Here is a 24,486-nt window from a genome sequence, read left to right on the forward strand (position 1 = left end):
GCTATCTGCTCTCTTGAACGTGATCTGGGCGCATGCCCATCAATGATGCGAGGTGCGCATGCGCAGCACGCGGGCGGCATGCTCGTCGGCGTCGCGCTGTTCGCGGCGGGCGTCCTTGCGCGCCTCCACCGCGTTCTGGCGCGACTCCAGCACCTCATACGAGCCGAGTTTCTGCTTGCTGCGCTGCCAGTCGGGCTTCGCGGCCTCCACGCGCTGCGTCGCCTGCTCGAGCATGCGGCGCTGCTGGTCGATGGCGGAGTCGAGCGTGTCGATGAACGCCTGGAAGTTGCGCACATTGCCGGCGGCCATGCCCGCGCGCGCCGACTCGGTAAAGCGCGCGTGATACTCGTCGCGGTAGTCGATCAGCGACTTCAGTTGCTTCTCGATTTCCACGCGCTCGCGCTGTACGCGCCCGAGCCGTTGCGTTGCGGCGTCGACATCGTCCTGCGCGAGGCCGATGAGGGTCTGCAGCGCGGTCTGCTTTGTCATGTCCTGGCTCCCTGGCCGTTGCCCGAAGTGTTGCCCAGTGTGTTACCCATCAGCGCGCCGAGCATCTCGACGCTTTGTTCGTAGTTCGCGGTTTCGCGAAAGCCCTGCTGAAGAAAGGCCTCGATGCGCGGATACAGCGCGATGGCGCGGTCGAGCACGGCGTCGCGTCCGCTCACGTAAGCGCCCACGTTGATGAGGTCGCGGTTGCGCTGGTAGCGCGAGAGCATCTGCTTGAACGCGCGCGTGCGGTTCAGATGCTGATCGTCGATCAGCGCGGTCATCGCGCGGCTGATCGATGCCTCGATATCGATGGCCGGATAGTGGCCCGCTTCCGCGAGCGCGCGGGAGAGCACGATATGGCCGTCGAGAATCGCGCGCGCGGAGTCGGCGATGGGGTCCTGCTGGTCGTCGCCTTCGGTGAGCACGGTGTAGAACGCCGTGATCGAGCCGCCGCCTTCGGGGCCGTTGCCGGTGCGCTCGACGAGCGCGGGCAGCTTCGCGAACACCGAGGGCGGATAGCCCTTGGTCGCGGGCGGCTCGCCAATCGCGAGCGCGATCTCGCGCTGCGCCATCGCGTAGCGCGTGAGCGAGTCCATCAGCAGCAGCACGTGCTTGCCCTGATCGCGGAAGTATTCGGCCAGCGTGGTCGTGTACGCGGCGGCCTGCATGCGCAGCAGCGGCGAGACGTCGGCGGGCGCGGCCACCACGACCGAGCGCGCCAGCCCCTCGACGCCCAGGATCTGCTCGATGAATTCCTTCACTTCGCGGCCGCGCTCGCCGATCAGCCCGATCACGATGACTTCGGCGCTGGTTGCGCGCGCCATGGTGCCGAGCAGCACCGACTTGCCGACGCCCGAGCCCGCAAAGAGGCCCATGCGCTGGCCGCGCCCGACCGTCAACAGCGCGTTGATCGCGCGCACGCCCACGTCGAGCACCTTGTGGATCGGCTCGCGGTTCAGCGGGTTGATGACGGGCGCGGTGAGCGGCGCGTCGGCTTCGGTATCGAGGGCGCCCAGGCCGTCGAGCGGGCGGCCCGAGGCGTCGAGCACGCGTCCGAGCAGCCCCCAGCCCACCGGCAGGCGCTTGGCGCCCGCCATCGGATCGGCGATGGGCGCGCTCTCCAGCGGCCAGACCCGCGAGCCGGGCAGCAAGCCGGCCACTTCGGTGGTGGGCATGAGAAAGAGCTTGTCGCCCGCGAAGCCCACCACCTCGGCTTCGGCCATCGGCAGCGCACTGCCCGGCGGCAACTCGATCATCACCTCCGAGCCCACGGCGAGGCGCAGCCCCACGGCTTCGAGCACGAGGCCCGCCGCGCGCGTGAGGCGCCCGCAGCCGCGCAGCGGCAGCGCACGGGCGCTGCGTGCGCGCACGCCGGCCAGATGTGCATTCCAGGCGGTGAGGTGAGGGTTGGTCGGGTCGTAGTTCGGCGGCGGAGTCCAGGGCGCGCGCGAGTCGGCGGCCGGGTCACGCGGGCCGCTCGGGCTGACCGAGGGATCGTCGTGGCCGACATCGGCGCCGTTCCACTCTGCGCTGGAGGCATCGGCTGCATCGGCTGCATTGGTTGCATCAGTCGCATGAGCCGCATGAGCCGCATGAGCGATGGCGGCCTCGACGGCGTCGAGCGTCGCAGCGGCCTGAGTGACTGCATGTGCGGCTGATTGAGCGGCTGAATGAGTGGCTGAATGAGCGGCGGCATCGGCGCCGTGCTGGCCTGCTTGCGCGTCGTCGCCCACCAGCACGCCGCGCGTTTGCGCCGGGTCGTGCGCGCCGGGTCCGAACGATGCGAGCGCAAGTTCCTGCTCGAGCGGCGTGAGGCCGCCCGTATGGATCGTCTGGTGCGGATTGGCGTTCGCCGCGTTCACCATGGCCGTGCCTTGCCGAGCGCCGCCGCCACGCGCTCCCAGCGTGTGCCGATAGCCGCGTCCGCTTCGCCGGTCGCCGCCTGCGCGCGGCAGCCGCCGCGCTCGAGCGCCGCGTCGGTGTGCACGGTCCAGCCGCGCGTTTGCAGTTCTTCCATCAGATACGCCTCCACCACCGGCAGATCGGCGGGGCTCACCACGAGTTGCGGCGAGCCCGCGAGCTGCGGCTCGTGCGCGAGCACCTCGCGCGCCGCGGCCAGCAGCGCCGTCGGGTCGTGCTGCACGTGCTGGCGCACGACCTGCTGCGCGATATCGAGCGCAAGCTCGACGAGCGTGTCGGCCACGCCCGCTTCAGCGGTCTGCAACGCATCGGCAAAATGCTGCGCGAGCTGTGCCAGTTGCCGCGCCTGCGCACGCGCCTCTTCGCGGCCCTGCTCGAAGCCCTGCTTGTGGCCCTGGTCGTAGCCGGCCTGGTAGCCGAGCGCCTGCCCGGCCACGTGGCCGGACGCGAGACCCTGCTGGTGCGCGGCGTCGCGCACGCGCTGCAATTGGGCCTCGAACGCGGCCGTCTCGTCGGGCGTGGGCGGCGGCGGGGGCGGAGGAGGCGGGTCGAACGACGCCATCTCCCAGCGCTGATACGCCGAGCGCGCGTGCCGCTGCTGCGTCGCTGTTTGCGTTGCCTCGTCAGACATAGGCGTCTTCCGCCTTTCCGCCGATCACGATCTGGCCGCTTTCGGCAAGGTTGCGAACGATCTGAAGGATACGCCGTTGTTGTGCTTCGACCTCCGAAACACGTACAGGACCGCGCGCGTCGAGGTCTTCGGCGAGCAGTTCCGCAGCGCGCTGCGACATGTTCGAGAGGAACTTGGTGCGCAGCGCGGGCGGCGCGCCCTTGAGCGAAATGATGAGCGACTCCGACTCCACTTCCTTGAGCAGCAACTGGATCGCGCGGTCTTCGAGATCGAGCAGGTTTTCGAAAACAAACATCTGGTCGATGATCTTCTGGGCGAGTTCGGCGTCGTACTGGCGCACGTTCTCGATCACGCCTTCCTCATGCTGGCTCGTCATGAAGTTGAGAATCTCGGCGGCGGTGCGGATGCCGCCCATCGGGCTGCGCTTGAGGTTGTCGCTGCCCGAGAGCAGGCCCGTGAGCACGTCGTCGAGCTCGCGCAGCGCCTGCGGCTGGATGCCGTCGAGCGTCGCGATGCGCAGCAGCACGTCATTGCGCAGGCGCTCGGTGAAGCACGAGGCGATCTCCGAGGCCTGGTCGCGGTCCAGATGCACGAGGATCGTGGCGATGATCTGCGGATGCTCGTTCTTGATGAGCTCGGCCACCGACCCCGAATCCATCCACTTGAGGCCTTCGATGCCGCTCGTGTCGCCGCCTTGCAGGATGCGGTCGATCACGGCGCCGGCCTTGTCCTCGCCCAGCGCCTTGGTGAGCACGCTGCGGATGTAGTCGTTCGAGTCGAGCGAAAGCGCGCTGTGCTGCTCGGCTTCCTTCACGAACTCCTGCAACACCGCGTCGATCTCTTCGCGCTTGACGTTCCTGAGCGCGGCCATGGCGGCGCCGATCTTCTGCACCTCGCGCGGGCCGAGGAACCTGAAGACCTGCGCGGCCTCTTCCTCGCCAATCGACATGAGCAGCAGTGCGCTCTTGGTGGCTCCTTCAGCGTTCATCGTTTACCCAGTTCTTGACCACGGTTGCGACGATCTTCGGATCCTGGCGCGCGATGCTGCGCGCGAATTCCAGATTGCGTTCGAACTTGTGCTTGTCGTTTTCGAGGGCGAGCAGGCCGACGTCGCTTTCGGCTTCTCCTGCGCCTTCGAGCTTTTCGAGGCTCGGCAGGCCGTCGAGCAGCATCGGCTCGCTGTCACCGGCGAGCGCCGGCGTGGCGGCGGCCGGCGCGGGCGGCGGGAAGGCCCGGCGCAGCGCGGGCTTGACCATCACGAAATAGAGGAACAAGGCCACCGCGCCGATGCCAAGCCAGGTCGCGACCTGCTTCGCGAGCGCGAGCATCTCGGGCTGGCGCCACCAGGGAAGGTTCGCGTTCGGGTCGACGTCCTGCTGGAACGCGGCGTTCACCACGTTCACCGAGTCGCCGCGCCTGGCGTCGTAGCCCATCGAGTCCTTCACGAGCTGCTCGACCTGCGCGAGCTTTTGCGCGTCGAGCGGCTGCAGCGTGGCGTGGCCCTTGGCGTCCACCTTCTGCTGATAGTTCACGACCACGGCCACCGAGAGGCGCTTGATGTCGCCCGGCGCCTGCTGGAAGTGGCGCACGGTCTTGTCGACTTCGTAGTTCGTGGTGGTGTCGCGATGATCCGAGATGGGCGTGGCGCCTGCCGCGCCGTTCGCGCCCGTGGGCGCGTTGATAGGCGCCGAGGCGGGCTGCGGCGGCGTGTTCGAGAGCGCGCCCGGCACGCCGCCGGCATTGGCCTGCTGCGAGTCGGTGGCGATGCTCTGCTGCTGGCTGCGAATGGTGGCCTGCTGCGGGTTGCCGTTCGGGCCGTAGTTCTCCGACGTCTGCTCGAGCTTCGAGAAGTCGAGGTCGGCGCTCACCTGCGAGCGCGCGTTGCCGGCGCCGAAAAGGGGCGCCAGGATCGCGTCGATGCGCGCCTGGGTGTCGTGCTCGACCTGGCGCACATACTTGAGTTGCGAGGCGTCGAGGCCCGCGCTCGCGGTGCTCTGCGTGAGCAGGTTGCCGTCCTGGTCGGCCACCGTCACGTTGCGCACCGGCAGATCGGGCACGGCCGAAGCGACCATGTGCGTGATGGCGGCCACCTGGCCCTCATCGAGCGAGCGGCCCGGATACAGGTTCACGAGCACCGAGGCCGTGGGCGCTTCGCGCTCGCGCACGAACACCGAGGGCTTGGGAATGGCCAGATGCACGCGCGCGGACTTCACGCTCTGGATCGATTGAATCGTTTGCTCGAGCTCGCCTTCGAGGGCGCGCTGGTAGTTCACCTGCTCGGCGAACTGGCTGATGCCGAACTTCTGGTTGTCCATCAGTTCGAAGCCCACCGAGCCGCTTTTCGGCAAGCCCTGCTGCGCGAGGCGCAGACGCATTTCGCCCACCTGCTCGGACGGCACGAGAATCGCGCCGCCGCCTTCGGAGAGCTTGTAGGGCACGTTGGCGGCTTGCAGCGCCGTGATGATGGCGCCGCCGTCGCGGTCCGAGAGGTTGCTGTAGAGCACCTTGTAGTCGGGCGCGCGCGACCACAGGATCAGGCCCGCGATCACGGCGACGAGCACCGCCACGGCGACGATGAGCGGCGCGCGCGGGTTGCCGCGCACCTTGCCCAGCGACGAGAGCGACCCGAGGCGCTGCGCAAAGCCGCCGCCCAGGTCCTCCGCGAGGCCACCCGCCGCGCCTGCCAGGCCGGCAGCGCTCGCGCCCGGGGCGGCGCCGCTGGTGGCGAGGCCCACGCGGGCGTCGGGGTTGATCAACGAGTTGGCAGACGAATCCATGCGACGGGTTTCTCCGGGAGACTTGCTGTCCCGCGGCGCGGCATACGCGCGGCGGAAACTTTCACGACAGCGATTATCCGCACCCGCTGGCAAGCCGATTGCGCGAATAGAGCCGGGTTTTCCCCCTAGTTTCGAGGCTGCCGGAACGGGCGAATTGCTATGCTCATCGTCAGATTCGGCGCCCTGTATGTGGCCTGCATATGGCCTGCATGGGCCCTGTACATCCCCTGCGGGCGTGCCGGATCCGCCGGGCGGCGGCATCCGCCCTTGCACGACCCCTCTTTATTCGTGGAGCAAATATGACCGTGCCAGTCAACCCGCTGACGTCGGCCCTTGCGCAGATGCAGTCCATGGCCGCGCAGGCGGCAAGCGGTTCCGCCGCGGCCGACGGCGGCTCGGGCGCGGCCACCGCGGGCGGCTTTGCCGCTGCGCTCAAGTCGTCCCTCGACAAGATCAGCGGCGACCAGCAAAAGGCCGTCGGCGAGTCGCAGGCGTTCGAGCTCGGGGCCGGCAACGTTTCGCTCAACGACGTCATGGTCGACATGCAGAAGGCCAATGTCGGTTTCCAGTTCGGCTTGCAGGTGCGCAACAAGCTCGTTGCGGCCTACACCGACATCATGCAGATCCAGGTCTAGCGGCCGGAATTCGACTCCGGATCCGCAAGACCGGCCTCGCACCTCGCGCTCGCGGCGGGGGCGGCATCGCGCGCGCCAAAGCGCATTAAAGCTTCACCTGTGCCGTTCCGATAACACGGCTAGAACCAGCCCACCCGCGTCACCAGGCGCGACAGGCCGGACGCACCGTATCCATAGCCGCACGTTTGAAGGAGAAGCGCCGATGTTTTCCCCTGCACAGTCTGGAGCCAACGCTTATGCACGCGTGGGTGTCGAAACAGGGGTCATGGGCGCGAGCCCGCACAAGCTGATCGCGCTCCTGTACGAAGGCGCGCGCAAGGCGATTGCGCAAGCCCGCATGCATCTGCAAATGGGCAATGTGGGGCCGCGTGGCGAGGCGATCGGCAAGGCAATCCGGATAGTCGAAAGCGGGCTTCAGCTGGCGTTGAACGTCGAGGCGGGCGGAGAAATCGCGCAGCGCCTGAACGCACTTTACGGTTACATGACGCGACGTCTGCTCGAAGCAAATATTCAACAGAGCGAGTCCATGCTGGTCGAAGTCGATGGCCTGCTGGCGACGCTCGAAGAAGCCTGGTTGGGGATTGCGCCGGAAGTGGAGCGGATGGCCAGAGCGGCATCCGGATCCGTGCCCGGTTCATTGACGAGATGAATTCGAAAGCAGACTACTTTGCCCGCTATGAAGCGATTGCCGCGGTCTCGGAGCAGATGCTCCGCGCCGCGCGAAGCGCGCACTGGAATGAGCTGATCGGCCTCCAGGAGCAATACCGGCACCTAGTGGACGCGCTCAGGAACGCCGATTTCGGCGTGCGGCTCACCACTGACGAGCGCACGCGCAAATACGAGTTGATCCGGCAGATCCTCGCCGACGATGCCGCGATCCGCGACCTCGCGAGCCCGTGCATGGCGCGCCTTGCGGCGCTCTTTCACGGCACCGCGCAGCCGTCGCGGGTGTTGCAGGAGCTGTACGGCGCGAGGTAAGACGCGAGCAAGTACCAGCGAGCTCGATCAGGCGCAAGCAGGCGCTATCGGGCGCAAGCAGGCGCAATCGGGCACGCTCGAGCACGAAAACTGACAGCGCCGCGCGGCCAAATGGGGCGCGCGGCGCCTAACCTGGCCCGCGCGGGCCACGCTCCGCATGAACGGAATCGATACGAGCGCCGCAGCGCTGCTCGCGGGCCGCATAGGCGCACTCAGCCCGCCGGGCTCCCAGGGCAGCGCCGGCGCTGCGCAGACGGGTGTTTCCGCGCTCACGGGCGGCGTGGACGCGCTGGCCGATCCGCGCAACGCCGGCTCGCCCCAGGCATCGGCGCAGACGGTGCTCTCCGCCGTCGCGCTCGCGCTCGACGCGATCATCCGCTCGGGTGGCGAGGCCACGCCCGCCGTGGTCGGACGCGCGCCGGTGTGGGCCGATCCGTCGACGGCCGGCGCTGCGCAGTCGGGCGACGCGAACTCGCTGCCGCTGCCGGGCCTCTCGAACAATCCGGCCGGCCAGGCGGGAGCCGCCGCCCAGGCTGGGGCGCTGGAAGCCACGCTGCTCGCCGGACTGGCGAGCGGAATCGCGCAGGCGGGACTGCCGGGCGGTGCCCAGGGGGCCGATGGTGCCGATGGTGCCGCCGGCGCCGGTAGCGCGAACGGTGCAAACGGTGCGAACGGTGCGGACGGTGCTGCAAATGGCGGCACGGCTGGCGCTCAGGGCGCGGCATCTTCTTCATTGCAAGGTACGCAAGCGGCTCAAGGCGCCGCGCTCGCTGCGCAATCCGGACCGGTCGCCGCGCTTGCCGCAGCGCTCGCACAAACGGTGGCGTCGAGCGGCCTCTTCTACGAATCGCATCTCGCCCAGTGGCTGCGCGGCCAGCGCACGCCCGGCGAACTCGCCGACGAACCCCAGAATCGCCTGACCGGCGGCGCACAGTTGCCGCTTGACTGGAGCCCCACCGCTCACGACATCGACGACGTGCTCTGGACCGATCTACCCAGCGCCGCCCAGCAGGGCGCGCGCGTGGGCAGCATGGCCAATGCCGCGGGGGCGGGGGTGGGGACTTCAAGCGCGCACGGGGAAGCCAATGCCGCGTTCGCCCACGACGCCGCGCGCGCTGGCGGCAGCGCGGCGCTGCTCGCCGACACGCTGCTGCCCGCCGCCCGCACGGCCGCTGGGGCCGGTGCAGGAGTCGGCGTGCACGAGGCGCTGCTGCCGCTCGTGCGTCAGCAGCTCGATCTGCTCGCGACCGGGGAATTCCGCTGGACCGGCGAGGCGTGGCCGGGCGTGCGGCTCGACTGGACCATCCAGCAGGACGACGACGAGCGCCGCGATGCCCCCGACCCACGCCCGGGGCGCGCTGTCGACGACGACGAGACCGCGTGGCGCACGCGTCTCACCCTGGCGCTGCCGGCGCTGGGCACCGTCGACGCGGAACTGACGCTTGCGGGCTCGACGCTCGCGGTGCGCGTGCAGGCGAGCCCGGGCGGCGCGCAGCGCCTCACCGCGCACAGCGAAGCGCTGCGCGGGCGGCTCGAAGCGCTGGGGCTTGCGCTCGCCGGGCTGTCGATCCGCGAGATCGGCGGCATGAGCGGTGCCGCGGGCGTGGACGGTGCGCGGGCCGCCGGTGCGTATGCACGCGCGGCCGCGACGCACGTTCGCGACGCTCAGGGAGCCGGGCCCGTCGAGGCCTGGCACCATGCGGACGCGGCACCGGCTGCGGCATCGGCTGCGGCATCGGCTGTACACGCGGCCGATGCGCCGCACGCCATGGACTCGACAGACTGGGAGCTGGGATGAGCCGCACGCACCGCAGGAGCGCCGCCGCGCTCGCCTACGACGACCCCGTCGCGCGCGACGGCGCGCCGCGCGTGGTCGCGAAGGGCTACGGGCTCGTTGCCGAGATGATCGTGCAGCGCGCGAAGGAAGCGGGCCTCTATGTCCACGAGGCGCCGGAAATGGTCTCGCTGCTGATGCAGGTGGATCTGGATTCGCAGATCCCGCCACAGCTTTATCAGGCCGTGGCGGAGTTGCTTGCCTGGCTGCATGGGCTCGAAGCCGTGGAAAGCGAGGCAAAGGAGACGAAAGCGGCGGCGGCTGTGAAGGAAACACCAGCGCGCCTGCCCGACGCCAAAGCGCTTGGGGGGAATCCGTTGCGGTTTCCGGCGCTGCCTTGGTAGGGGCGTTCGCGCCGCTAAAACCTCAACATCACCCGCATCAACAAATCAAACACCTTGCCGTAGGGCGGCGCGATCAGCCGCCGCGCATTGACGCGCGCCTGCGTGAACACAGGCTTCATCTGCGAGAACGTGACGAAGCCTTCGTAGCCGTGATACACGCCCATGCCGCTCGGGCCCACGCCGCCGAACGGCAACCCTTCCGCCGCGATATGCATGAGCGTCTCGTTCACCGCCATGCCGCCCGCCACGGTCTCGCGCGTCACGCGCTCGACCGTGTGCGCATCGTCGGCGTAGAGGTAGAGCGCGAGCGGCCGTGCGTGCGCATTCACGTAGTGCAACGCTTCATCAAGCGAGTCGTAGGGCACGAGCGGCAGCAGCGGCCCAAAAATCTCCTCCTGCATCAGTTGCGTGTGCGCGCTCGCGCCCGTCACGATCACGGGCGCGAAGCGCCGCGTGGCGGCGTCGCGCGGCCCGAGCGCGTGCAGTTGCGCGCCCGCGTCCCGCGCTTCGTCGGCGAGGCGTTCGAGCCGCTCGTAGTGGCGCGCCGAAATGATCGACGTGTAGTCGCGGTTGTTCGCGAAGTCTGGGTAAAGCTCGCCAAAGCGCGTGCGCGCCCGGGCGATGAAGGCGTCCTCGCTGCCGCGCGGCAGCAGCACATAATCGGGCGCGATGCAGGTTTGCCCCGCGTTGAGCGTCTTGCCAAGCAGCAGGCTGTCGACGGCATAGTCGAAGCGCGCGTGTTCGCCGATCAGCACGGGCGACTTGCCGCCCAGCTCCAGCGTGACCGGCGTGAGGTTCGCGGCGGCCGCGCGCATCACCTCGTGGCCGACGCGCGTCGATCCCGTGAAGAGCAGGTGATCGAACGGCAGCGCCGTGAACGCGGCGCCCACGGTGGCGTCGCCATTCACGACCGCCACGTGGTCGCGCGCGAAGGTCTGGCTTACCAGCTCCTCGAAGAGCGCGGAGGTGCGCGGCGTCAGCTCCGACATCTTGATCATCGCGCGGTTGCCCGCCGCGAGCGCGCACACGAGCGGGCTCGCGCCGAGCAGGAGCGGATAGTTCCACGGCACGACGATGCCCGCCACGCCGAGCGGCTGCGGCACAACGCGCGCGCGGCCCGGCGCGAGCCATTTGCCGACGCTCCGGCGCTGCGGGCGCATCCAGCGCTCGCCGTGCTTGAGCGCCGCGTCGATCTCCTGCTTGAGCACCACGAACTCGGCAAGCGCGACCTCGGCTTTCGAGCGCTGGCCGAAGTCGGCGTTCATCGCCTCCGCAAGCGCGTCCTGATTCGCGAAGAGCACCTCGCGCAGCGCCCGTAGATTGCGCGCACGCTCGCTCCACGCGGGGAACGGCGCGCGCAGATGCGCCGCGCGCTGCGCGGCGAGCAAGGCGTGCAGCGATTCACGCGGGTCGTTCGGGTCATTCGTGGCGTTCGTGGCGCCCGCAGTGCGTTCGGCGCTTGCGGCGTTGGGGTTGTTCGTGGCGTTCGGGGCGCTCGGGTTGCTCGGGTTGCTCGGTTCGCCCGCACGGCCGGACGGGGCGTTCTGCGCGCCACGGCCAGGCTCGCCGCCGCTGTCACTGCCGTCCTGACGCGCGAGTGCTTCGGGCAAATCCTGTTTCATGGTCGGTCCTCGTGAGGATGGCGCAGTGGCCATGCCGGGTTGCGATGCAATTCTGATGCCGTCATGCCGTGCTGTGCCGTTGGGCCTCGGCGCTATCGCCCAAGCCGCGCGGCGCTGTCATTCACACCGCGAGATAGTCCGGCGGCAGCGCCCGCGCGATCAGCGCCGCGTGATCGAAGCGCGCAGGCAGCGTGCCGAATACGCGTCCGCAGTCGGCGGCGTGCTCGTCGAGACGCGTGGCGATGAACGCCTCGGCCACCTCGGGCGGTCCCGCGCGCAGCAGCATGGCCTGCGCGATCAGCACGATCTGCTGGGCGATGTGCCGCGCGCTGGCTTCGCGCGTGCCGGGCGCGCCGTTGAGCAGCACCGAGAGCTGATCGAGCGCGGCGCAAAGCGCGGGATGCCCCGTCGCCTCGCGTCGCCACGCGAGAAAGAGCGCTTGGGCGGCGTCGGCGTCGCGTTCCAGCGCGCGCAGCACATCGAGGCACATGACGTTGCCCGAGCCTTCCCAGATCGAATTGACGGGCGCCTCGCGGTAGAAGCGCGCCATCGGGCCTTCCTCGACGTAGCCGTTGCCGCCCCAGACCTCCATCGCCTCGCCCGTGAACGCGAGCGCGCGCTTGCAGACCCAGAATTTCGCGGCTGGTGTGACGATGCGCCGCCAGGCGCGGGCTTCGCGTGCACGGTCGCTCTCATCCGCGCCAGTTCCGGCTGCTTGAGCGCCATTCGTGCCAGTCGCGTTGTCGCTTTCTTCGAACGCCTGCGCGAGCCGCATGAACAGCACCGTGGCCGCTTCGGATTCGAGCGCGAGATCGGCGAGCACGTTCTGCATGAGCGGCTGATCGGCGAGCTTGCGGCCGAACGCGCTGCGGTGCCGCGCATGATGGATCGCCTGCACCAGCGCCGCGCGCATGAGCGCCGTGCTGCCGATCACGCAATCGAGCCGCGTGTAGTTCGCCATTTCGATGATGGTCGCCACGCCCCGGCCTTCATCGCCGATCATCACGCCGAAGGCGTCGAAGAACTCCACCTCGCTGCTCGCGTTCGAGCGGTTGCCGAGCTTGTCCTTCAGGCGCTGGACGTGGACGGCGTTTTTCGTGCCGTCGGGTTTGAAGCGCGGCACGAAGAAGCACGACAGCCCCTCATGCTCCGTGGTGCGCGCGAGTACCAGATGCGCGTCGCACTGCGGCGCGGAGAAGAACCACTTGTGGCCGGTGAGCAGGTAATCGGCGCCGCGCCCGCCGGCGATGCCCGCCGGCCGTGCCAGCGTGCGGTTGCTGCGCACGTCCGAGCCGCCCTGTTTTTCGGTCATGCCCATGCCGATCATCATCGAGCGCTTGGCGGCGAGCGGCACGTCGCGCGGGTCATGCTCGCGCGCATAGAGCCGCTCGCGCAGCGCTTCGAACAGCGCTGGCTCGCGTTGCAGCACGGGGATGCTCGCGAAGGTCATGGTGAGCGGGCAGAGCGAGCCCGATTCGAGCTGCGCGTGCAGGAAATAGCCGGCGCAGCGCGCGGCCATCGCGCCCGGACGCGGCTCCGAGAACGGTAGCGCATGCAGGCCTTCGGCGCGCAGCAGCACGAGCAGGTCGTGCCAGGCGGGATGGAATTCGAGCGCGTCGATACGCTCGCCGCGCGGGCTATGCGTGTGCAGCTCGGGTGCGTGGCGGTTGGCGAGATCGGCGAGCGCGAGCGTGGGCGCCGCGCCCAGCGTCGCGCCGTGACGCACGAGCGTCTCGCGATGCCAGAGCGCGCCAGCGCGCGCGAGCGCCTCGCCCAGCGCGGCATCGGCCGTGAAAAGGTTGTAATCGGCGAGCGGCGGCGCCTGATTCGTGACTTCGTGGGTGGTGCCGGGGTCCATCGAGTCCATGGTTGTCTCCATCGGCGGCGTGGCGGTGTGATGCTACCCGCCTACGCGACCCGAGGATTAGAGGAAGGGTTCTGACATAAAAGCCGCCTCAATCCTAAGATGCTTCCTGCACTGCGCGAAAGCGAAAATAGAACGAGCGTGCATCTAGCGTGCCTCAAGCGCGTTTTGCATGCAACGCCAGCCATCGCCTGACACGCATCTTCCCGTTCTCCTGCAAGTTTTCCGCTTCTCATGTGAAGCGTCATCACGAGGCGTATTGCGCTTCGTGATGACGTGGCATTGACGAAGCGCGGCCCGATCCAAAGGTTTTCGTCAAACAATGTGCGGCGCACGCTCCCGCCGTATTTTCGGGATTTCGGACTCCCTATAATCGCGCCGCACTGTGGCGTGTCAGTTGACGCGTCCGCGAACAGGAGAACCCGCCTCGATGAGCATCAACGTCTTTCACCTGCTGGAAACGGTCCTGAGCGACGATGTCGTGCGCACACTCGCTGGCCGCTTCGGTCTCTCGCCCGATCTCACCCGCAAGGTCGCAGGCGCCGCCGCTCCGGCCATCGTCGCCGCGCTCATGCATCGCGCCAGCACGCCCGAGGGCGCGCGCGGCCTCTTCTCCACCATCATGTCGCCGGACGTGAATGCGCTGATCGGCAAGCAACTGCCCGATCTGCTCGCGAGCACGTCAGGCGTGAGCCAGCTCGAAACCGCGGGCCGTGAACTGATCCAGAAGGCTGCGGGCATCAATGTCGGCGAGCTTGCCGACGCCGTGGCCGCACAAACCGGCGCGGCGCAATCGACGGCCTTCTCGCTGACCGGTGTGGTCGGCGCGGCGGTCATGGGCGTTCTGAAGCATCACTTCACGGCTTCGCAGGGCTCTATCGGACAACTGCCTACGCTGCTCGGCCATCAACTGTCGTCGGTCAATGCAAGCCTCACCGACCGTCTCGCGCAGGCCGTGGGCCTCGGCAGCGCGGCGACCTTCTCGGATTCGATTCTCACGCGCCTGAAGGACGTCACGACGCATCTGGACCGTCCGGAGCCGACCATGCGCCCCGTTCCGGCCGCCGTGCCGCCGCAGACCATCGCGCACCCCGCGCCGCCGATCGCGCCCGAGAAGCGCGGGCATTCGTGGCTGTGGTGGCTGCTGGCCGCAATCGCCGTGGTCATCGCGTTCTTCGCGCTGCGCTCGTGCCAGCGCCACAACGTCGCCGAAGACACGCAGGCTGCCTCGGCGGTTGCTGCGTCGGACGCTGGCGCACCCGCAGCAGAAGCCGCAACGGATGCGAGCGGCGCCATCGCGCTTGCCGCTTCGGACGCAGCGGCTCCGGACGCAGTGGCTTCGGACGCAGCAGCATCGGCCGCTGCGGTTTCGACCGCCGCAGCATCGGCCGCCGCAGCCTCGGACGCAGTGGCATCCGGTGTATCTGCTGCCGAGGCGGCCTCGTCGGCGAACGATGCCGCGCCGGCGCCGACCCAGGATTCGCACTTCTCGTTCACGGTCGACAAGGCCGGCGTGCCGACGGTCACCGCGACGGTGGGGACCCAGGCGGAGAAAGCCCAGCTTGTCGACGCGCTCACGAAGCGCTTCGGCGAGGGCAAGTTCAACGCCAACGTGACGGTCGATGCCGCAACGAAGCCCGCCGCCTGGCTCGCGCATCTCGACGGCCTGCTGCCGTTGCTCGCGCTGCCCGGCGCCGAAGTGAAGATCGACGGCTCGCACGTGGAGTTGAGCGGGGCGGCGGCGGACGCCAGGCTCGGCTGGCTCGACAAGCTCAAGGCGCTGTTCGGCTCGGGCTTCGACATCGGCGTATTCAACGTGCAAAAGGCCGTGGCCGACGCCACGCAGTCGTTCCGCGACGCGGTGAAGGGCCTGTTCGGCCCCGATGCCTCGTGCGCTTCCGCGGACGTCGTGAAGGTGTTCAACCTGCAAGTGCTGAACTTCGCGACGGGCAGCACGACGATCCCGGCTCCGGCGGGCGAGGATCTGCGCCAGTCGGCCAAGGTGCTCAACGCATGCGCGAAGGAAGGCAAGCCGGTGAAGATCGAAATTGCCGGCTATTCGGATAACGTCGGCAACAAGGCGAGCAATCTCACGCTCTCCAAACGGCGCGCGCAGGCCGTGCGCACGTATCTGGTCGCGCATGGCGTGAATGCGTCGACGCTCACCGCCGAGGGTTACGGCGAGGCCAACCCGGTCGACAGCAACGACACCGAGGGCGGGCGCTTCCGCAACCGACGCATCGAGTTCGTAGCAAAGCAGTAAGTAGCAGGCAGCAGGCAGTAAGCGCAAAGCGCGTTACGCGGCGCGCAGCGCGAGAGAGACCACCTATAAAAAAGCGCGTAAGGAGCCGTCCGGTGTGAGCCGGACGGCTCTTTCACATTGGGTCGCCCCGCTGTGCCGCCCCGTGCCGCCCCGTGCCGCGCAAGCGGCGCTGCCGATGCGTTGGTGCACCGGCGCATCAACGCTTCATCGACCCCCATCAGCGCGCATCGGCGGCGGGCTTTTCGAGGCCGGGCGGGCGCACGAAGTCGTCGAGGAACGTGGACGGCTTGCCGTATTCCTCGCGCGCCACGGCGAGCCACGCGCGTGCGGCGTGCGAGAGATAGCCGCTGCGCTTCCAGCCGATGGCCATGTCCCAGGCGATCTGCGGATCCGTGACGGGCAGGCAGGTGAAGCGCGCGGCGTCGAGCCGGCGCACATAGGGCGCGGGCAGCAGCGCGATGCCCACGCCCGCGAGCACGAGCGCCGCCATCAGGTCCCAGTGGCCGCTGCGGCCCACGATTTGCGGCGTGAAACCCGCCGTGCGGCAGGCGGCGAGCACGACGTCGTTCAGCGCGAGGCTTTCGCCATAGAACACGAACGGCTCGCTGGCGAGCTCGGCGAGCGGCACGCCTGGCGCGCCGTCCCAGCGCGAGCCGCGCGGCGCCACCAGCCACAGGAGTTCATGCGACATCGGCAGCACGTCGATCTGGTTAGGGTCGACCGGCAGCAGCACGCCGCCCAGCTCGAGTTCGCCGGAGATGAGCGCGGCCTCGATCGCGCGCGAGCCCTGCTCGAAGAGCTTGAGTTCGATCTTCGGATAGCGCTGGCGGAACGCGGCGATGGCGGGCGTAAAGAGCGAGCCGCCCATCGGCGGAATGCCGATGGTGAGCTCGCCGCGCCCGAGCGTGCCCAGATCGGCGAGTTCGGCCTGCAAGCGCGCTTGCGCCGCGAGCACATCCTGGCCGCGCTGGTAGACGATGCGCCCGGCGTCGGTGAGCACCATCTGGCGCGCGTCGCGCAGCAGCAGCGGGGTGCCGGTCTCGTCCTCCAGCGCCTTCACCATTTTGCTGATGGTGGGCTGGGTCACGTGCAGTTGCTCGGCGGCGGCGGTAAAGCTCTGCTGCCGCACCACCTCGATGAAATAGCGAAGCGCGCGCAATTCCATGGTTACGTCTCCTCTCGGCGTGACGATCGGTCTAACTATCTGGCTATCGGCTTGGCCGTCACATTCCATTATGGAATGTAATTGATAAGACTAAGTCATTTTATTTATGTTGCGACGCAACCTATACTGACTTCCATTCCATTGTCACCTAGGGTTTGCCATGACTGCACCTAACACCTCCGCACCGGCCGCGCAAATGGCCGCGCAAACGCGCGGGCTCGCGCGCGTCGGCCGGATTGTGGCGCAGTCGGCGTTGCTCGCCGGAGTCTGGTTCGCCGCCGATGCACTCGTGCGCGCCGCGCATCTGCCGGTGCCGGGCGGCGTGGTGGGCCTCGTGCTGCTGCTCGCGCTGCTTTTTTGCGGCGGCGTGACGCCGCGCTGGGTGAAGGCGGGCGCGGACTGGCTGCTCTCCGACATGTTGCTGTTCTTCATCCCCGCCGCCGTGGCGGCCGTGCAGTACGGCGGTCTCTTTCGCGCCGATGGCTGGCGCCTCGCGCTGGTGGTGGCCGGCGGCACGCTGATGGTGATGGTGGCCGTGGCTTTCGCGGTGGATCAGGCCGCGCGGCTGGAGCGCCGCCTCGCGCTGCGCCGCGTGCGCCACGCGCGGGCGCGGGCCTGAGCGCTCCGGTTTCAACGCACCCAACGCATCTGGCGCACGTAATTCACCCCAAAAGCGCCTGAAGCACCCCAGGCACGAATGACAAGGATGATCCCGTCATGAACACGTTCTATGCATCCCTGTTCGCCGACGACGCCTCGCGGCTGATCGCCGCCGGCTGCTTCGTCCTCACGGTCGCGCTCTATTTCGCCGCGAAGGCGCTGTACGCGCGCTTTCGCTCGCCGTGGCTCACGCCGATGATCGCGGTGCCGGCCGTGCTGGGCACGATCGTGCTGCTGCTGCACATTCCGTATCCCGTCTACTTCCACGACACGCGCTGGCTCATGTGGCTGCTCGGCCCGGCCACCGTTGCGTTCGCCGTGCCGATCTACGAATACCGCGAACTGCTCAAGCGTCACTGGATCTCGCTGGCCGTGGGCGTGACGGTGGGCATCGTGGTGGCCGTGGGCGGCTCGCTCGCGCTCGCCAAGCTCCTGCATCTGTCGCCCGAATTGCAGCGCAGCTTGATGACGCGCTCGGTTTCCACGCCATTCGCGCTCGCGGTCTCCGACAAGATTCACGCGCCGCGCGACCTCACCGCGCTCTTCGTGATCGCCACGGGCGTGTGCGGGATGCTGTTCGGCGAACTGGTGCTCGGCTTCGTGCCGCTGCGCACGCGGCTTGCGCGTGGCGCGCTGTTTGGTGCGGCGGCGCACGGCGTGGGCACCGCGAAGGCGCGCGAGCTGGGCAGCGAGGAAGGCGTGGTCGCGAGCCTCACGATGATGATCGCGGGCGTGGTGATGGTGCTGCTCGCGCCGGCGCTGGGCTTCCTGCCGGTCTAGGCGACGACCGTCTTCCGGGTGTGCCGTTGCGTCGCGGCCACGCGCCATTTCACGATGTCGCGACACGCCTATGATCCTGCCTGTTGCCGCGGATCATGCGGTTCATTGTCGCTGCGTCTCATGTCTCCCATTTCGATCATCATCCCGTGCTTCAACGGCGCCGCCACGCTGGCGCGCGCGCTGGAGAGCTGCCTCGCGCAGCCCGAGGCCACTCAAATCTTCGTCGTCGACGACGGCTCGACCGATTCCTCCGCGTCCATCGCTCGCGTCCATGCCATGCGCGACGCGCGCGTGCGCCTGCTGCAAACGGTGACCAACGGCGGCGCGGCCCGCGCGCGCAACTGGGCGGCGCTTCATGCGGCCACGCCGCTCGTCGCCTTTCTCGACGCCGACGACGAATACTTGCCCGGCGCGCTCGCCGCCGCCCACGCGCACCTCGAGCAGCGTCCGCATGAAGCGGCGATTCGCCTCGACGTCGACTATGTGGGGTTTCCCGAGCGCCTGACGACGCATCCGGACTTCGAAAAGTACGCCACCGTACTGAGCAATACGGTGCCGAGCAGCCTCGTGATCCGCCGCAGCGCCTTCCTCGCGCTGGGCGGCTTTCCGATGGACGACTTCTTCCGCCGCCAGGGCGGCGAGGACGGCGCGTTCTCGTGGGCGCTGCGTGAGATCTTCGGGCAGCGCCGCTTCACGGGTCAGAAACAGGTGCGCATGCATTATCACGAGGGCATACATGCGGAGCGTTTTCTGAACATCCAGATGGGCTTCGTCGAAGCAGACCCGTCCATGACAGCCGAAACCGTGCGCTGCTCGCAGGCCTTTCTCGACGCCGCGATCGCGAGCGTGCAGCAGATGCGCGCGCTCGATCTGGCGCGGCCCGATAGCTGAATCCGCCCACGGCACGCCGCACGAGCGAATCTGTGTCGCGCGGGCGCCATCCAACTGGCCGTCTCGTTTTGCTACAATCACGCCTCGTCTTCGAGGAGCGTTGCGACGGATTCGCGGTTTGACTGCGTGATCCGCCAGGCTCGAAGGCGCTCAATACGGTCGATTCGAGGGCTCGATGCCGCGAACTCACCGCACTGAAAACGGCGCTCACGTCTTTAATTTCTAGTCACTTTTAGAAAGGAGGGCGTGATGAACGCCGCAGTTCCGCAGAATCAAGCCAAAGATTTCGTCGTCGCCGATATGGCACTTGCCGGCTGGGGCCGCAAGGAACTCGACATCGCCGAAACCGAAATGCCCGGTCTCGTGCAAACCCGCGAAGAATACAAGGCGCAGCAGCCGCTGAAGGGCGCGCGCATCGCCGGTTCGCTGCACATGACGATCCAGACGGGCGTTTTGATCGAAACGCTGACGGCGCTCGGCGCCGACGTGCGCTGGGCCTCGTGCAACATCTTCTCGACGCAAGATCACGCCGCCGCGGCCATCGCGCAGGGCGGCACGCCCGTGTTCGCGTTCAAAGGCGAATCGCTCGACGAATACTGGGAGTTCTCGCACCGCATCTTCGAATGGCCGAACGGCGAATTCGCCAACATGATCCTCGACGACGGCGGCGACGCCACGTTGCTGCTGATCCTCGGTTCGAAGGCTGAAAAGGACCGCTCGGTCATCGCCAAGCCCACCAACGAAGAGGAAGTGGCGCTCTACAAGTCGATCGCCGCGCACCTCGAAGTCGATCCGCAGTGGTACTCGAAGCGCCTCTCGCAGATCCAGGGCGTGACCGAAGAAACCACGACCGGCGTGCACCGCCTGTACCAGATGGAGAAGGAAGGCCGTCTGCCGTTCCCGGCGATCAACGTGAACGACTCGGTCACCAAGTCGAAGTTCGACAACCTGTACGGCTGCCGCGAGTCGCTCGTCGACGGCATCAAGCGCGCAACCGACGTGATGATCGCGGGCAAGATCGCGGTTGTGGCCGGCTACGGCGACGTGGGCAAGGGCTGCGCGCAATCGCTGCGCGGCCTGGGCGCCACGGTGTGGGTCACGGAAATCGATCCGATCTGCGCGCTGCAAGCGGCCATGGAAGGCTACCGCGTCGTGACGATGGAATACGCCGCCGACAAGGCCGACATCTTCGTGACGGCCACGGGCAACTACCACGTGATCGGCCATGACCACATGAAGGCGATGCGCCACAACGCGATCGTCTGCAACATCGGCCACTTCGACTCGGAAATCGACGTTGCTTCGACGCGCCAGTACCAGTGGGACAACATCAAGCCGCAAGTCGACCACATCGTCTTCCCGGACGGCAAGCGTGTGATCCTGCTGGCCGAAGGCCGTCTCGTGAACCTCGGCTGCGCCACGGGCCACCCGTCGTTCGTGATGTCGAACTCGTTCACGAACCAGACGCTCGCGCAGATCGAACTGTTCACTCAAGGGCAGAAGTACGAGAACAAGGTGTACGTGCTGCCCAAGCACCTGGACGAGAAGGTCGCGCGCCTGCACCTCGCGCGCATCGGCGCGAACCTCTCCGTGCTGTCCGACGACCAGGCCGCGTACATCGGTGTGGACAAGAACGGTCCGTTCAAGCCGAACCACTACCGTTACTGATCCGTTACTCGTCCGTTACTCATCGATACAACGCTGCATAACGCGACACAGCGCGGCTTAACGGTTTTAAGCCCGCTTTAAGCGACCAGCCGGATGCTGTGCAAACGCCCGTGCGCCGCGCCACTTGTGGCCGCGCACGGGCCGCACACATCACAACGACGCAAAAGGAGTTCCCATGACCGTGCTGCTGACCTGGCTGATCAACGCGCTCGCGCTGCTGATCATCACCTGGCTCGTTCCGTCGATCCACGTACGCAGTTTCGGCACCGCGCTGATCATCGCGCTCGTGCTCGGCCTGATCAACGCCGTCCTGCGTCCGGTGCTCATCATCCTCACGTTGCCCGTGACCGTGCTCACGCTCGGCCTGTTCATCCTCGTGGTGAACGCGCTGTGCTTCTGGCTGGCGGCGTCGCTGCTCAAGGGCTTCGAGGTGTCGGGCTTCTGGTCGGCGTTCTTCGGCTCGATCCTCTACAGCATCGTCTCCTGGCTGCTCTCGGCGCTGATCTTCGGCAACCGCAGCCTCGGCTGACGCGCGTTTGGGCGTATGTTTCGGCCGAAGCGCGCTGCCTCGGCCGGCTTATCAGAAAACCGATCATGAAACCGATCGAACTCTCATTTGAATTCTTTCCGCCGAAGACCGCGGACGGCGTCGAGAAGCTGCGCGCCACGCGCGCGCAACTGCTCACACTCAAGCCGCGCTTCGTTTCGGTGACCTTTGGCGCCGGCGGCTCGACGCAGCAAGGCACGCTCGACACCATCGTCGAAATCGCCAAGGAAGGTGTCGACGCGGCCCCGCACCTCTCGTGCATCGGCTCGTCGAAGGACAGCCTGCGCGAGATCCTGCGCCAGTACCGCGCGCACGGCATCCGCCATATCGTGGCGCTGCGCGGCGACCTGCCTTCGGGCATGGGCGAAGTGGGCGAGCTGCGCTATGCGTCGGAGCTCGTCGCGTTTATCCGCGAGGAAACCGGCGACGCGTTCCACATCGAAGTGGCCGGCTATCCCGAGTACCACCCGCAGTCGCGCTCGCCGCGCCACGACCTCGAAGCGTTCGCGAAGAAGGTGAAGGCGGGGGCCGACTCGGCCATCACGCAGTACTTCTTCAACGGCGACGCGTATTTCCGCTTTGTGGAAGACGCGAAAAAGCTCGGCGTGGACGTGCCCATCGTGCCCGGCATCATGCCGATCACGAACTACACGCAGCTCATGCGCTTTTCGGAAATGTGCGGCGCCGAAGTGCCGCGCTGGGTCGCCAAGCGCCTGGAAAGCTTCGGCGACGACCGCGAGTCGATTCGCGCGTTCGGCCTCGACGTGGTGACGGACCTGTGCCGCCGCCTCATCGAGGGCGGTGCGCCGGGTCTGCACTTCTACACGCTCAACGCGGCGGGCGCGACCAAGGCGATCTGCGAGCGGCTCGATCTGTGAGCGCCTGAGCTTCGCTTGACTCCTGGCCGGCCGCCTTCGTGCCCGGCCGTGCAAACCGCGCGGTTCCCTTCGGAAGGGGCCGCGCGGTTTTTTATTTGCACGGACTTTTTCGATTGTCTTTTCGGATGGTCTTTTGCGACTGCTGCCTATGATCTGCGTCAACTGACGCCGATGAGACGGTGCCGATAATCAACGGTTTTTTTATCGGCGTGATCGCGCAACGGCATGCGTCTTGCGCGGCAACCCTTATGCAGCAAGCCCTGCGCATGACGAATTCCACTCCTGAAAGCACGTTACAAGCCGGCACGTTCGCCGATGCCGTCGCCGCGTGGCGAGCCGGCGCGCTCGACGAGGCGCGCGCGCGGTGTGCGCGGCTGATCGCAGCCAATGCCCAGCACGCCGATGCGTTGCATCTGGCCGGCATCCTCGAAACGGCGCACGACCGGCTGGCGGCGCGCGCGCTGATCGAGCGGGCGCTCGCGCTGCGCGAGGACCCCAACTTCCTCGTGAGCCTCGGCCTCACCTATGACGCGGCTAGCGAAACGCAGGGCGCGTTCGCGGCGCTCGAGCGCGCGCTCGCCATCAACCCCGATTTTTCGATCGCGCTGAACAACCTCGCGAACCTGTACGCGGGCCAGGGCGACTTCCCGCGCGCGCTGGCCGCATTCGAGCGTGCACTGGCGCTCACGCCCGAGTATGCGAGCGCGCATTACAACTACGGCAGCGCACTGCTCGCCAGTGGCGACGCGGCACGCGCGGAGGCGCCGCTGCGCCGCGCCGTGGCGCTCGACGCGGGGTCCGTGAACGCCTGGAACAATCTCGCGAACGTTCTGATCGCGTTGCAGCGCACGGGCGAGGCGCAAGCAGTGCTCGAGCACGCCCGCACGCTCGCGCCCGAGTCCGCCAACGTGCTCACGAATCTCGGTTGCCTGCTGCGCGCCAGCGGCCGCCACGCCGAGGCGCAAGCGGCATTGGAGCGCGCGCTTGCGCTCGCGCCGCACGACGCATCGACGTGGAATAACCTGGGCAACGTGCTGGTGGACCTCTTTCGCATCGACGAGGCGCGCGCCTGCTTCACGCGCGCGCTCGAACTGAGGCCGGGCTTCGCCAATGCCGCGAGCAATCTGGGCAACGCCCACAAGCACGCGGGCGATATCGAGCAGGCGCTCGCCTGCTATCGTGATGCGCTCGCGTGCGAGCGCGGCAGCATCGGCGCGCACAGCAACTACGTCTACGCGCTGATGTTCGCGACTGAGGACGGCCACACGATCCGCGCCGCCGCCGAACAACTCTCCATGCAGCACGAAGCGGCTTTGCTCGCGCAGCCCGTTGCACATGCAAACATGCCCGATGCGCAACGGCGGCTGCGCATCGGCTATGTCTCGCCGGACTTTCGCAACCACTGCCAGATGCTGTTCACGACGCCGCTGTTCCGGCATCACGATCGCGCGGCATTCGAGATCGTCTGCTATTCGAGCGTCGCGCAGCCGGACGAAGTGACGGCGCGCCTCGCCTCCCATGCCGACCTCTGGCGCGACGTGCGCGAATTCGACGACGCGCGGCTCGCGCAGCAGATCCGCGACGATCGCATCGACATTCTCGTGGACCTGACCATGCATATGGACGGCGCGCGCCGTCTCGTGTTCGCGCGGCGGCCCGCGCCGGTGCAGGTGGCGTGGCTCGCTTACCCGGGCACCACGGGCAGCGCGGCCATCGGCTGGCGGCTCACCGATCCGTGGCTCGACCCGCTCGACTCGCTCGACCAACTCGACCAACTCGACCCGTCGGGGGCGTCCGGTACGTCGGGCGCGCCAGGCGTGGACGATCAGTACACCGAGCGGTCGCTGCGCCTGCCCGACACGTTCTGGTGCTATGACGCGCTCGCGCCCGGCCTCGAGGTCAATGGGCTGCCGGCGCTGGCCGCGGGACACGACGGCCAGATCACGTTCGGCTGCCTGAACAACCCTTGCAAGCTCACCGATGCCACGCTCGCGCTCTGGTCCGGCGTATTCGCCGCGCTGCCCACGGCGCGACTCGTGCTGATGGCGCCTCCGGGCGCGGCGCGCGAGCGGCTCGCGGCGCGCCTGGCGGCCCATGGCGTCGATGCGGCGCGCGTGCGCTTCGTGGGTTTTCAGGCGCGCGAGGACTATCTGCGCACCTGGGCGCAAATCGACATCGCACTCGACACGTTTCCCTACAACGGCCATACAACGAGCCTCGATGCGTTCTGGATGGGCGTACCCGTGCCGACGCGCGTGGGCCGCTCGGCGGCGAGCCGCGCGGGCCTGTCGCTGCTCGCCAACCTGGGGCTCGCGGAGCTGGCCGCGCCCGACGATGCCGCGTATGTCGAACTCGTGGTGTCGCTCGCGCGCGATCCGGCGCGCCTCGCTGCGCTGCGCGCGGGCCTGCGCACGCGCATGGCGGCTTCGCCGCTTATGGACGGCGAGCGTTTTGCGCGCAACATGGAAGCCGCTTTCCGCCTCATGTGGCGCGACTGGTGCGCTCGCGCACGGCCGGTGAGCGGTTGACGCCGGATGCCC

The 24,486-nt window shown here is 67.9% G+C and carries 21 protein-coding genes and 1 riboswitch; of the genes, 13 read left to right on the plus strand and 8 right to left on the minus strand.

Annotated features, from left to right (window positions below):
- Positions 1 to 39 precede the first annotated feature (39 nt).
- The 5 genes from fliJ to fliF are packed head-to-tail and all read right to left on the minus strand — an operon-like array spanning position 40 to position 5,817.
- Positions 40 to 489 carry a flagellar export protein FliJ gene (fliJ, locus tag L5014_RS16800; RefSeq protein WP_238464852.1) on the minus strand — a complete coding sequence of 150 codons (450 nt, stop codon included), beginning with the start codon at positions 487 to 489 and terminating at the stop codon, positions 40 to 42.
- Positions 486 to 2,354 (minus strand): flagellar protein export ATPase FliI, encoded by a 1,869-nt coding sequence (gene fliI, locus L5014_RS16805; RefSeq protein ID WP_274389394.1) that lies wholly within the window; start codon positions 2,352 to 2,354, stop codon positions 486 to 488. Before fliI ends, fliJ begins: the two co-directional genes overlap by 4 nt.
- Entirely contained in the window at positions 2,348 to 3,040 is a 693-nt protein-coding gene (gene fliH / locus L5014_RS16810; RefSeq protein ID WP_238464853.1) for a flagellar assembly protein FliH, read from the minus strand. Before fliH ends, fliI begins: the two co-directional genes overlap by 7 nt.
- A complete protein-coding gene (gene fliG, locus L5014_RS16815; protein WP_238464854.1) occupies positions 3,033 to 4,028 on the minus strand; it encodes a flagellar motor switch protein FliG in 996 nt (331 codons plus the stop codon). Before fliG ends, fliH begins: the two co-directional genes overlap by 8 nt.
- The gene (gene fliF / locus L5014_RS16820) at positions 4,018 to 5,817 is read right to left on the minus strand and encodes a flagellar basal-body MS-ring/collar protein FliF (protein ID WP_238464855.1); all 1,800 of its coding nucleotides are present in this window, start codon (positions 5,815 to 5,817) and stop codon (positions 4,018 to 4,020) included. The genes fliG and fliF overlap by 11 nt, the downstream gene beginning before the upstream one ends.
- A 299-nt stretch (positions 5,818 to 6,116) precedes the next feature.
- Here fliF and fliE point away from each other — a divergent pair, with 299 nt between their 5' ends.
- From fliE to L5014_RS16845, 5 genes are all read left to right on the plus strand, one after another.
- On the plus strand, positions 6,117 to 6,452 hold the full coding sequence (gene fliE, locus L5014_RS16825) for a flagellar hook-basal body complex protein FliE (RefSeq protein WP_238464856.1): 336 nt from the start codon (positions 6,117 to 6,119) through the stop codon (positions 6,450 to 6,452).
- Between the two features lie 202 nt (positions 6,453 to 6,654).
- Complete coding sequence (gene fliS / locus L5014_RS16830) at positions 6,655 to 7,101, plus strand: flagellar export chaperone FliS (protein WP_238464857.1); 447 nt, start codon at positions 6,655 to 6,657, stop codon at positions 7,099 to 7,101.
- Positions 7,098 to 7,430, plus strand: coding sequence for a flagellar protein FliT (locus L5014_RS16835; RefSeq protein ID WP_238464858.1), 333 nt, complete (start codon positions 7,098 to 7,100; stop codon positions 7,428 to 7,430). Before fliS ends, L5014_RS16835 begins: the two co-directional genes overlap by 4 nt.
- Positions 7,431 to 7,587: 157 nt before the next feature.
- On the plus strand, positions 7,588 to 9,228 hold the full coding sequence (gene fliK, locus L5014_RS16840; RefSeq protein ID WP_238464859.1) for a flagellar hook-length control protein FliK: 1,641 nt from the start codon (positions 7,588 to 7,590) through the stop codon (positions 9,226 to 9,228).
- Positions 9,225 to 9,608: an EscU/YscU/HrcU family type III secretion system export apparatus switch protein gene (locus tag L5014_RS16845; RefSeq protein WP_238464860.1), complete on the plus strand. Its 384-nt coding sequence runs from the start codon at positions 9,225 to 9,227 to the stop codon at positions 9,606 to 9,608. The genes fliK and L5014_RS16845 overlap by 4 nt, the downstream gene beginning before the upstream one ends.
- Before the next feature lie 14 nt (positions 9,609 to 9,622).
- Here the strand turns inward: L5014_RS16845 and L5014_RS16850 are convergent, their stop codons facing one another.
- Complete coding sequence (locus L5014_RS16850) at positions 9,623 to 11,230, minus strand: coniferyl aldehyde dehydrogenase (protein ID WP_238464861.1); 1,608 nt, start codon at positions 11,228 to 11,230, stop codon at positions 9,623 to 9,625.
- Positions 11,231 to 11,351: 121 nt separating this feature from the next.
- Complete coding sequence (locus L5014_RS16855) at positions 11,352 to 13,097, minus strand: isovaleryl-CoA dehydrogenase (RefSeq protein ID WP_238464862.1); 1,746 nt, start codon at positions 13,095 to 13,097, stop codon at positions 11,352 to 11,354.
- Between the two features lie 427 nt (positions 13,098 to 13,524).
- Between L5014_RS16855 and L5014_RS16860 the strand changes: the two genes are divergently transcribed.
- Positions 13,525 to 15,357: an OmpA family protein gene (locus L5014_RS16860; protein ID WP_238464863.1), complete on the plus strand. Its 1,833-nt coding sequence runs from the start codon at positions 13,525 to 13,527 to the stop codon at positions 15,355 to 15,357.
- A gap of 217 nt (positions 15,358 to 15,574) precedes the next feature.
- Here L5014_RS16860 and L5014_RS16865 read toward each other — a convergent pair whose 3' ends face one another.
- On the minus strand, positions 15,575 to 16,522 hold the full coding sequence (locus tag L5014_RS16865) for a LysR family transcriptional regulator (RefSeq protein ID WP_238464864.1): 948 nt from the start codon (positions 16,520 to 16,522) through the stop codon (positions 15,575 to 15,577).
- Positions 16,523 to 16,682: 160 nt separating this feature from the next.
- On the opposite strand from L5014_RS16865, the gene L5014_RS16870 reads away from it, so the two are divergent.
- From L5014_RS16870 to L5014_RS16900, 7 genes are all read left to right on the plus strand, one after another.
- Positions 16,683 to 17,141, plus strand: a complete 459-nt coding sequence (locus L5014_RS16870) for a CidA/LrgA family protein (protein ID WP_238464865.1) — start codon at positions 16,683 to 16,685, stop codon at positions 17,139 to 17,141.
- 98 nt (positions 17,142 to 17,239) lie between these two features.
- Complete coding sequence (locus L5014_RS16875; protein ID WP_238464866.1) at positions 17,240 to 17,962, plus strand: LrgB family protein; 723 nt, start codon at positions 17,240 to 17,242, stop codon at positions 17,960 to 17,962.
- 120 nt (positions 17,963 to 18,082) lie between these two features.
- Positions 18,083 to 18,853 (plus strand): glycosyltransferase family 2 protein, encoded by a 771-nt coding sequence (locus tag L5014_RS16880; RefSeq protein WP_238464867.1) that lies wholly within the window; start codon positions 18,083 to 18,085, stop codon positions 18,851 to 18,853.
- Positions 18,854 to 18,939: 86 nt separating this feature from the next.
- Positions 18,940 to 19,069: riboswitch (S-adenosyl-L-homocysteine riboswitch) on the plus strand.
- Between the two features lie 33 nt (positions 19,070 to 19,102).
- Complete coding sequence (ahcY, locus tag L5014_RS16885) at positions 19,103 to 20,521, plus strand: adenosylhomocysteinase (protein WP_238464868.1); 1,419 nt, start codon at positions 19,103 to 19,105, stop codon at positions 20,519 to 20,521.
- 175 nt (positions 20,522 to 20,696) lie between these two features.
- Entirely contained in the window at positions 20,697 to 21,050 is a 354-nt protein-coding gene (locus L5014_RS16890; RefSeq protein WP_238464869.1) for a phage holin family protein, read from the plus strand.
- 65 nt (positions 21,051 to 21,115) lie between these two features.
- A complete protein-coding gene (gene metF, locus L5014_RS16895) occupies positions 21,116 to 21,946 on the plus strand; it encodes a methylenetetrahydrofolate reductase [NAD(P)H] (protein WP_238464870.1) in 831 nt (276 codons plus the stop codon).
- A 266-nt stretch (positions 21,947 to 22,212) separates the two neighbouring features.
- The gene (locus L5014_RS16900; RefSeq protein WP_238464871.1) at positions 22,213 to 24,474 is read left to right on the plus strand and encodes an O-linked N-acetylglucosamine transferase, SPINDLY family protein; all 2,262 of its coding nucleotides are present in this window, start codon (positions 22,213 to 22,215) and stop codon (positions 24,472 to 24,474) included.
- Positions 24,475 to 24,486 lie beyond the last annotated feature (12 nt).

The sequence above is a fragment of the Paraburkholderia tagetis genome (genome assembly GCF_022213065.1).
Lineage (GTDB): Bacteria > Pseudomonadota > Gammaproteobacteria > Burkholderiales > Burkholderiaceae > Paraburkholderia > Paraburkholderia tagetis.

Bases quoted from the DNA above. Each gene is read 5' to 3' on its own strand.
- L5014_RS16845 (WP_238464860.1), top strand. From the start codon at position 9,225: ATGAGCCGCACGCACCGCAGGAGCGCCGCCGCGCTCGCCTACGACGAC.
- L5014_RS16875 (WP_238464866.1), top strand. From the start codon at position 17,240: ATGAACACGTTCTATGCATCCCTGTTCGCCGACGACGCCTCGCGGCTG.
- L5014_RS16855 (WP_238464862.1), bottom strand. From the start codon at position 13,097: ATGGACTCGATGGACCCCGGCACCACCCACGAAGTCACGAATCAGGCG.
- fliH (WP_238464853.1), bottom strand. From the start codon at position 3,040: ATGTCTGACGAGGCAACGCAAACAGCGACGCAGCAGCGGCACGCGCGC.
- metF (WP_238464870.1), top strand. From the start codon at position 21,116: ATGAAACCGATCGAACTCTCATTTGAATTCTTTCCGCCGAAGACCGCG.
- ahcY (WP_238464868.1), top strand. From the start codon at position 19,103: ATGAACGCCGCAGTTCCGCAGAATCAAGCCAAAGATTTCGTCGTCGCC.
- L5014_RS16880 (WP_238464867.1), top strand. From the start codon at position 18,083: ATGTCTCCCATTTCGATCATCATCCCGTGCTTCAACGGCGCCGCCACG.
- fliI (WP_274389394.1), bottom strand. From the start codon at position 2,354: ATGGTGAACGCGGCGAACGCCAATCCGCACCAGACGATCCATACGGGC.
- L5014_RS16850 (WP_238464861.1), bottom strand. From the start codon at position 11,230: ATGAAACAGGATTTGCCCGAAGCACTCGCGCGTCAGGACGGCAGTGAC.
- fliJ (WP_238464852.1), bottom strand. From the start codon at position 489: ATGACAAAGCAGACCGCGCTGCAGACCCTCATCGGCCTCGCGCAGGAC.
- fliK (WP_238464859.1), top strand. From the start codon at position 7,588: ATGAACGGAATCGATACGAGCGCCGCAGCGCTGCTCGCGGGCCGCATA.
- L5014_RS16835 (WP_238464858.1), top strand. From the start codon at position 7,098: ATGAATTCGAAAGCAGACTACTTTGCCCGCTATGAAGCGATTGCCGCG.
- fliG (WP_238464854.1), bottom strand. From the start codon at position 4,028: ATGAACGCTGAAGGAGCCACCAAGAGCGCACTGCTGCTCATGTCGATT.
- L5014_RS16860 (WP_238464863.1), top strand. From the start codon at position 13,525: ATGAGCATCAACGTCTTTCACCTGCTGGAAACGGTCCTGAGCGACGAT.
- fliF (WP_238464855.1), bottom strand. From the start codon at position 5,817: ATGGATTCGTCTGCCAACTCGTTGATCAACCCCGACGCCCGCGTGGGC.
- fliE (WP_238464856.1), top strand. From the start codon at position 6,117: ATGACCGTGCCAGTCAACCCGCTGACGTCGGCCCTTGCGCAGATGCAG.
- L5014_RS16865 (WP_238464864.1), bottom strand. From the start codon at position 16,522: ATGGAATTGCGCGCGCTTCGCTATTTCATCGAGGTGGTGCGGCAGCAG.
- L5014_RS16900 (WP_238464871.1), top strand. From the start codon at position 22,213: ATGACGAATTCCACTCCTGAAAGCACGTTACAAGCCGGCACGTTCGCC.
- L5014_RS16890 (WP_238464869.1), top strand. From the start codon at position 20,697: ATGACCGTGCTGCTGACCTGGCTGATCAACGCGCTCGCGCTGCTGATC.
- fliS (WP_238464857.1), top strand. From the start codon at position 6,655: ATGTTTTCCCCTGCACAGTCTGGAGCCAACGCTTATGCACGCGTGGGT.
- L5014_RS16870 (WP_238464865.1), top strand. From the start codon at position 16,683: ATGACTGCACCTAACACCTCCGCACCGGCCGCGCAAATGGCCGCGCAA.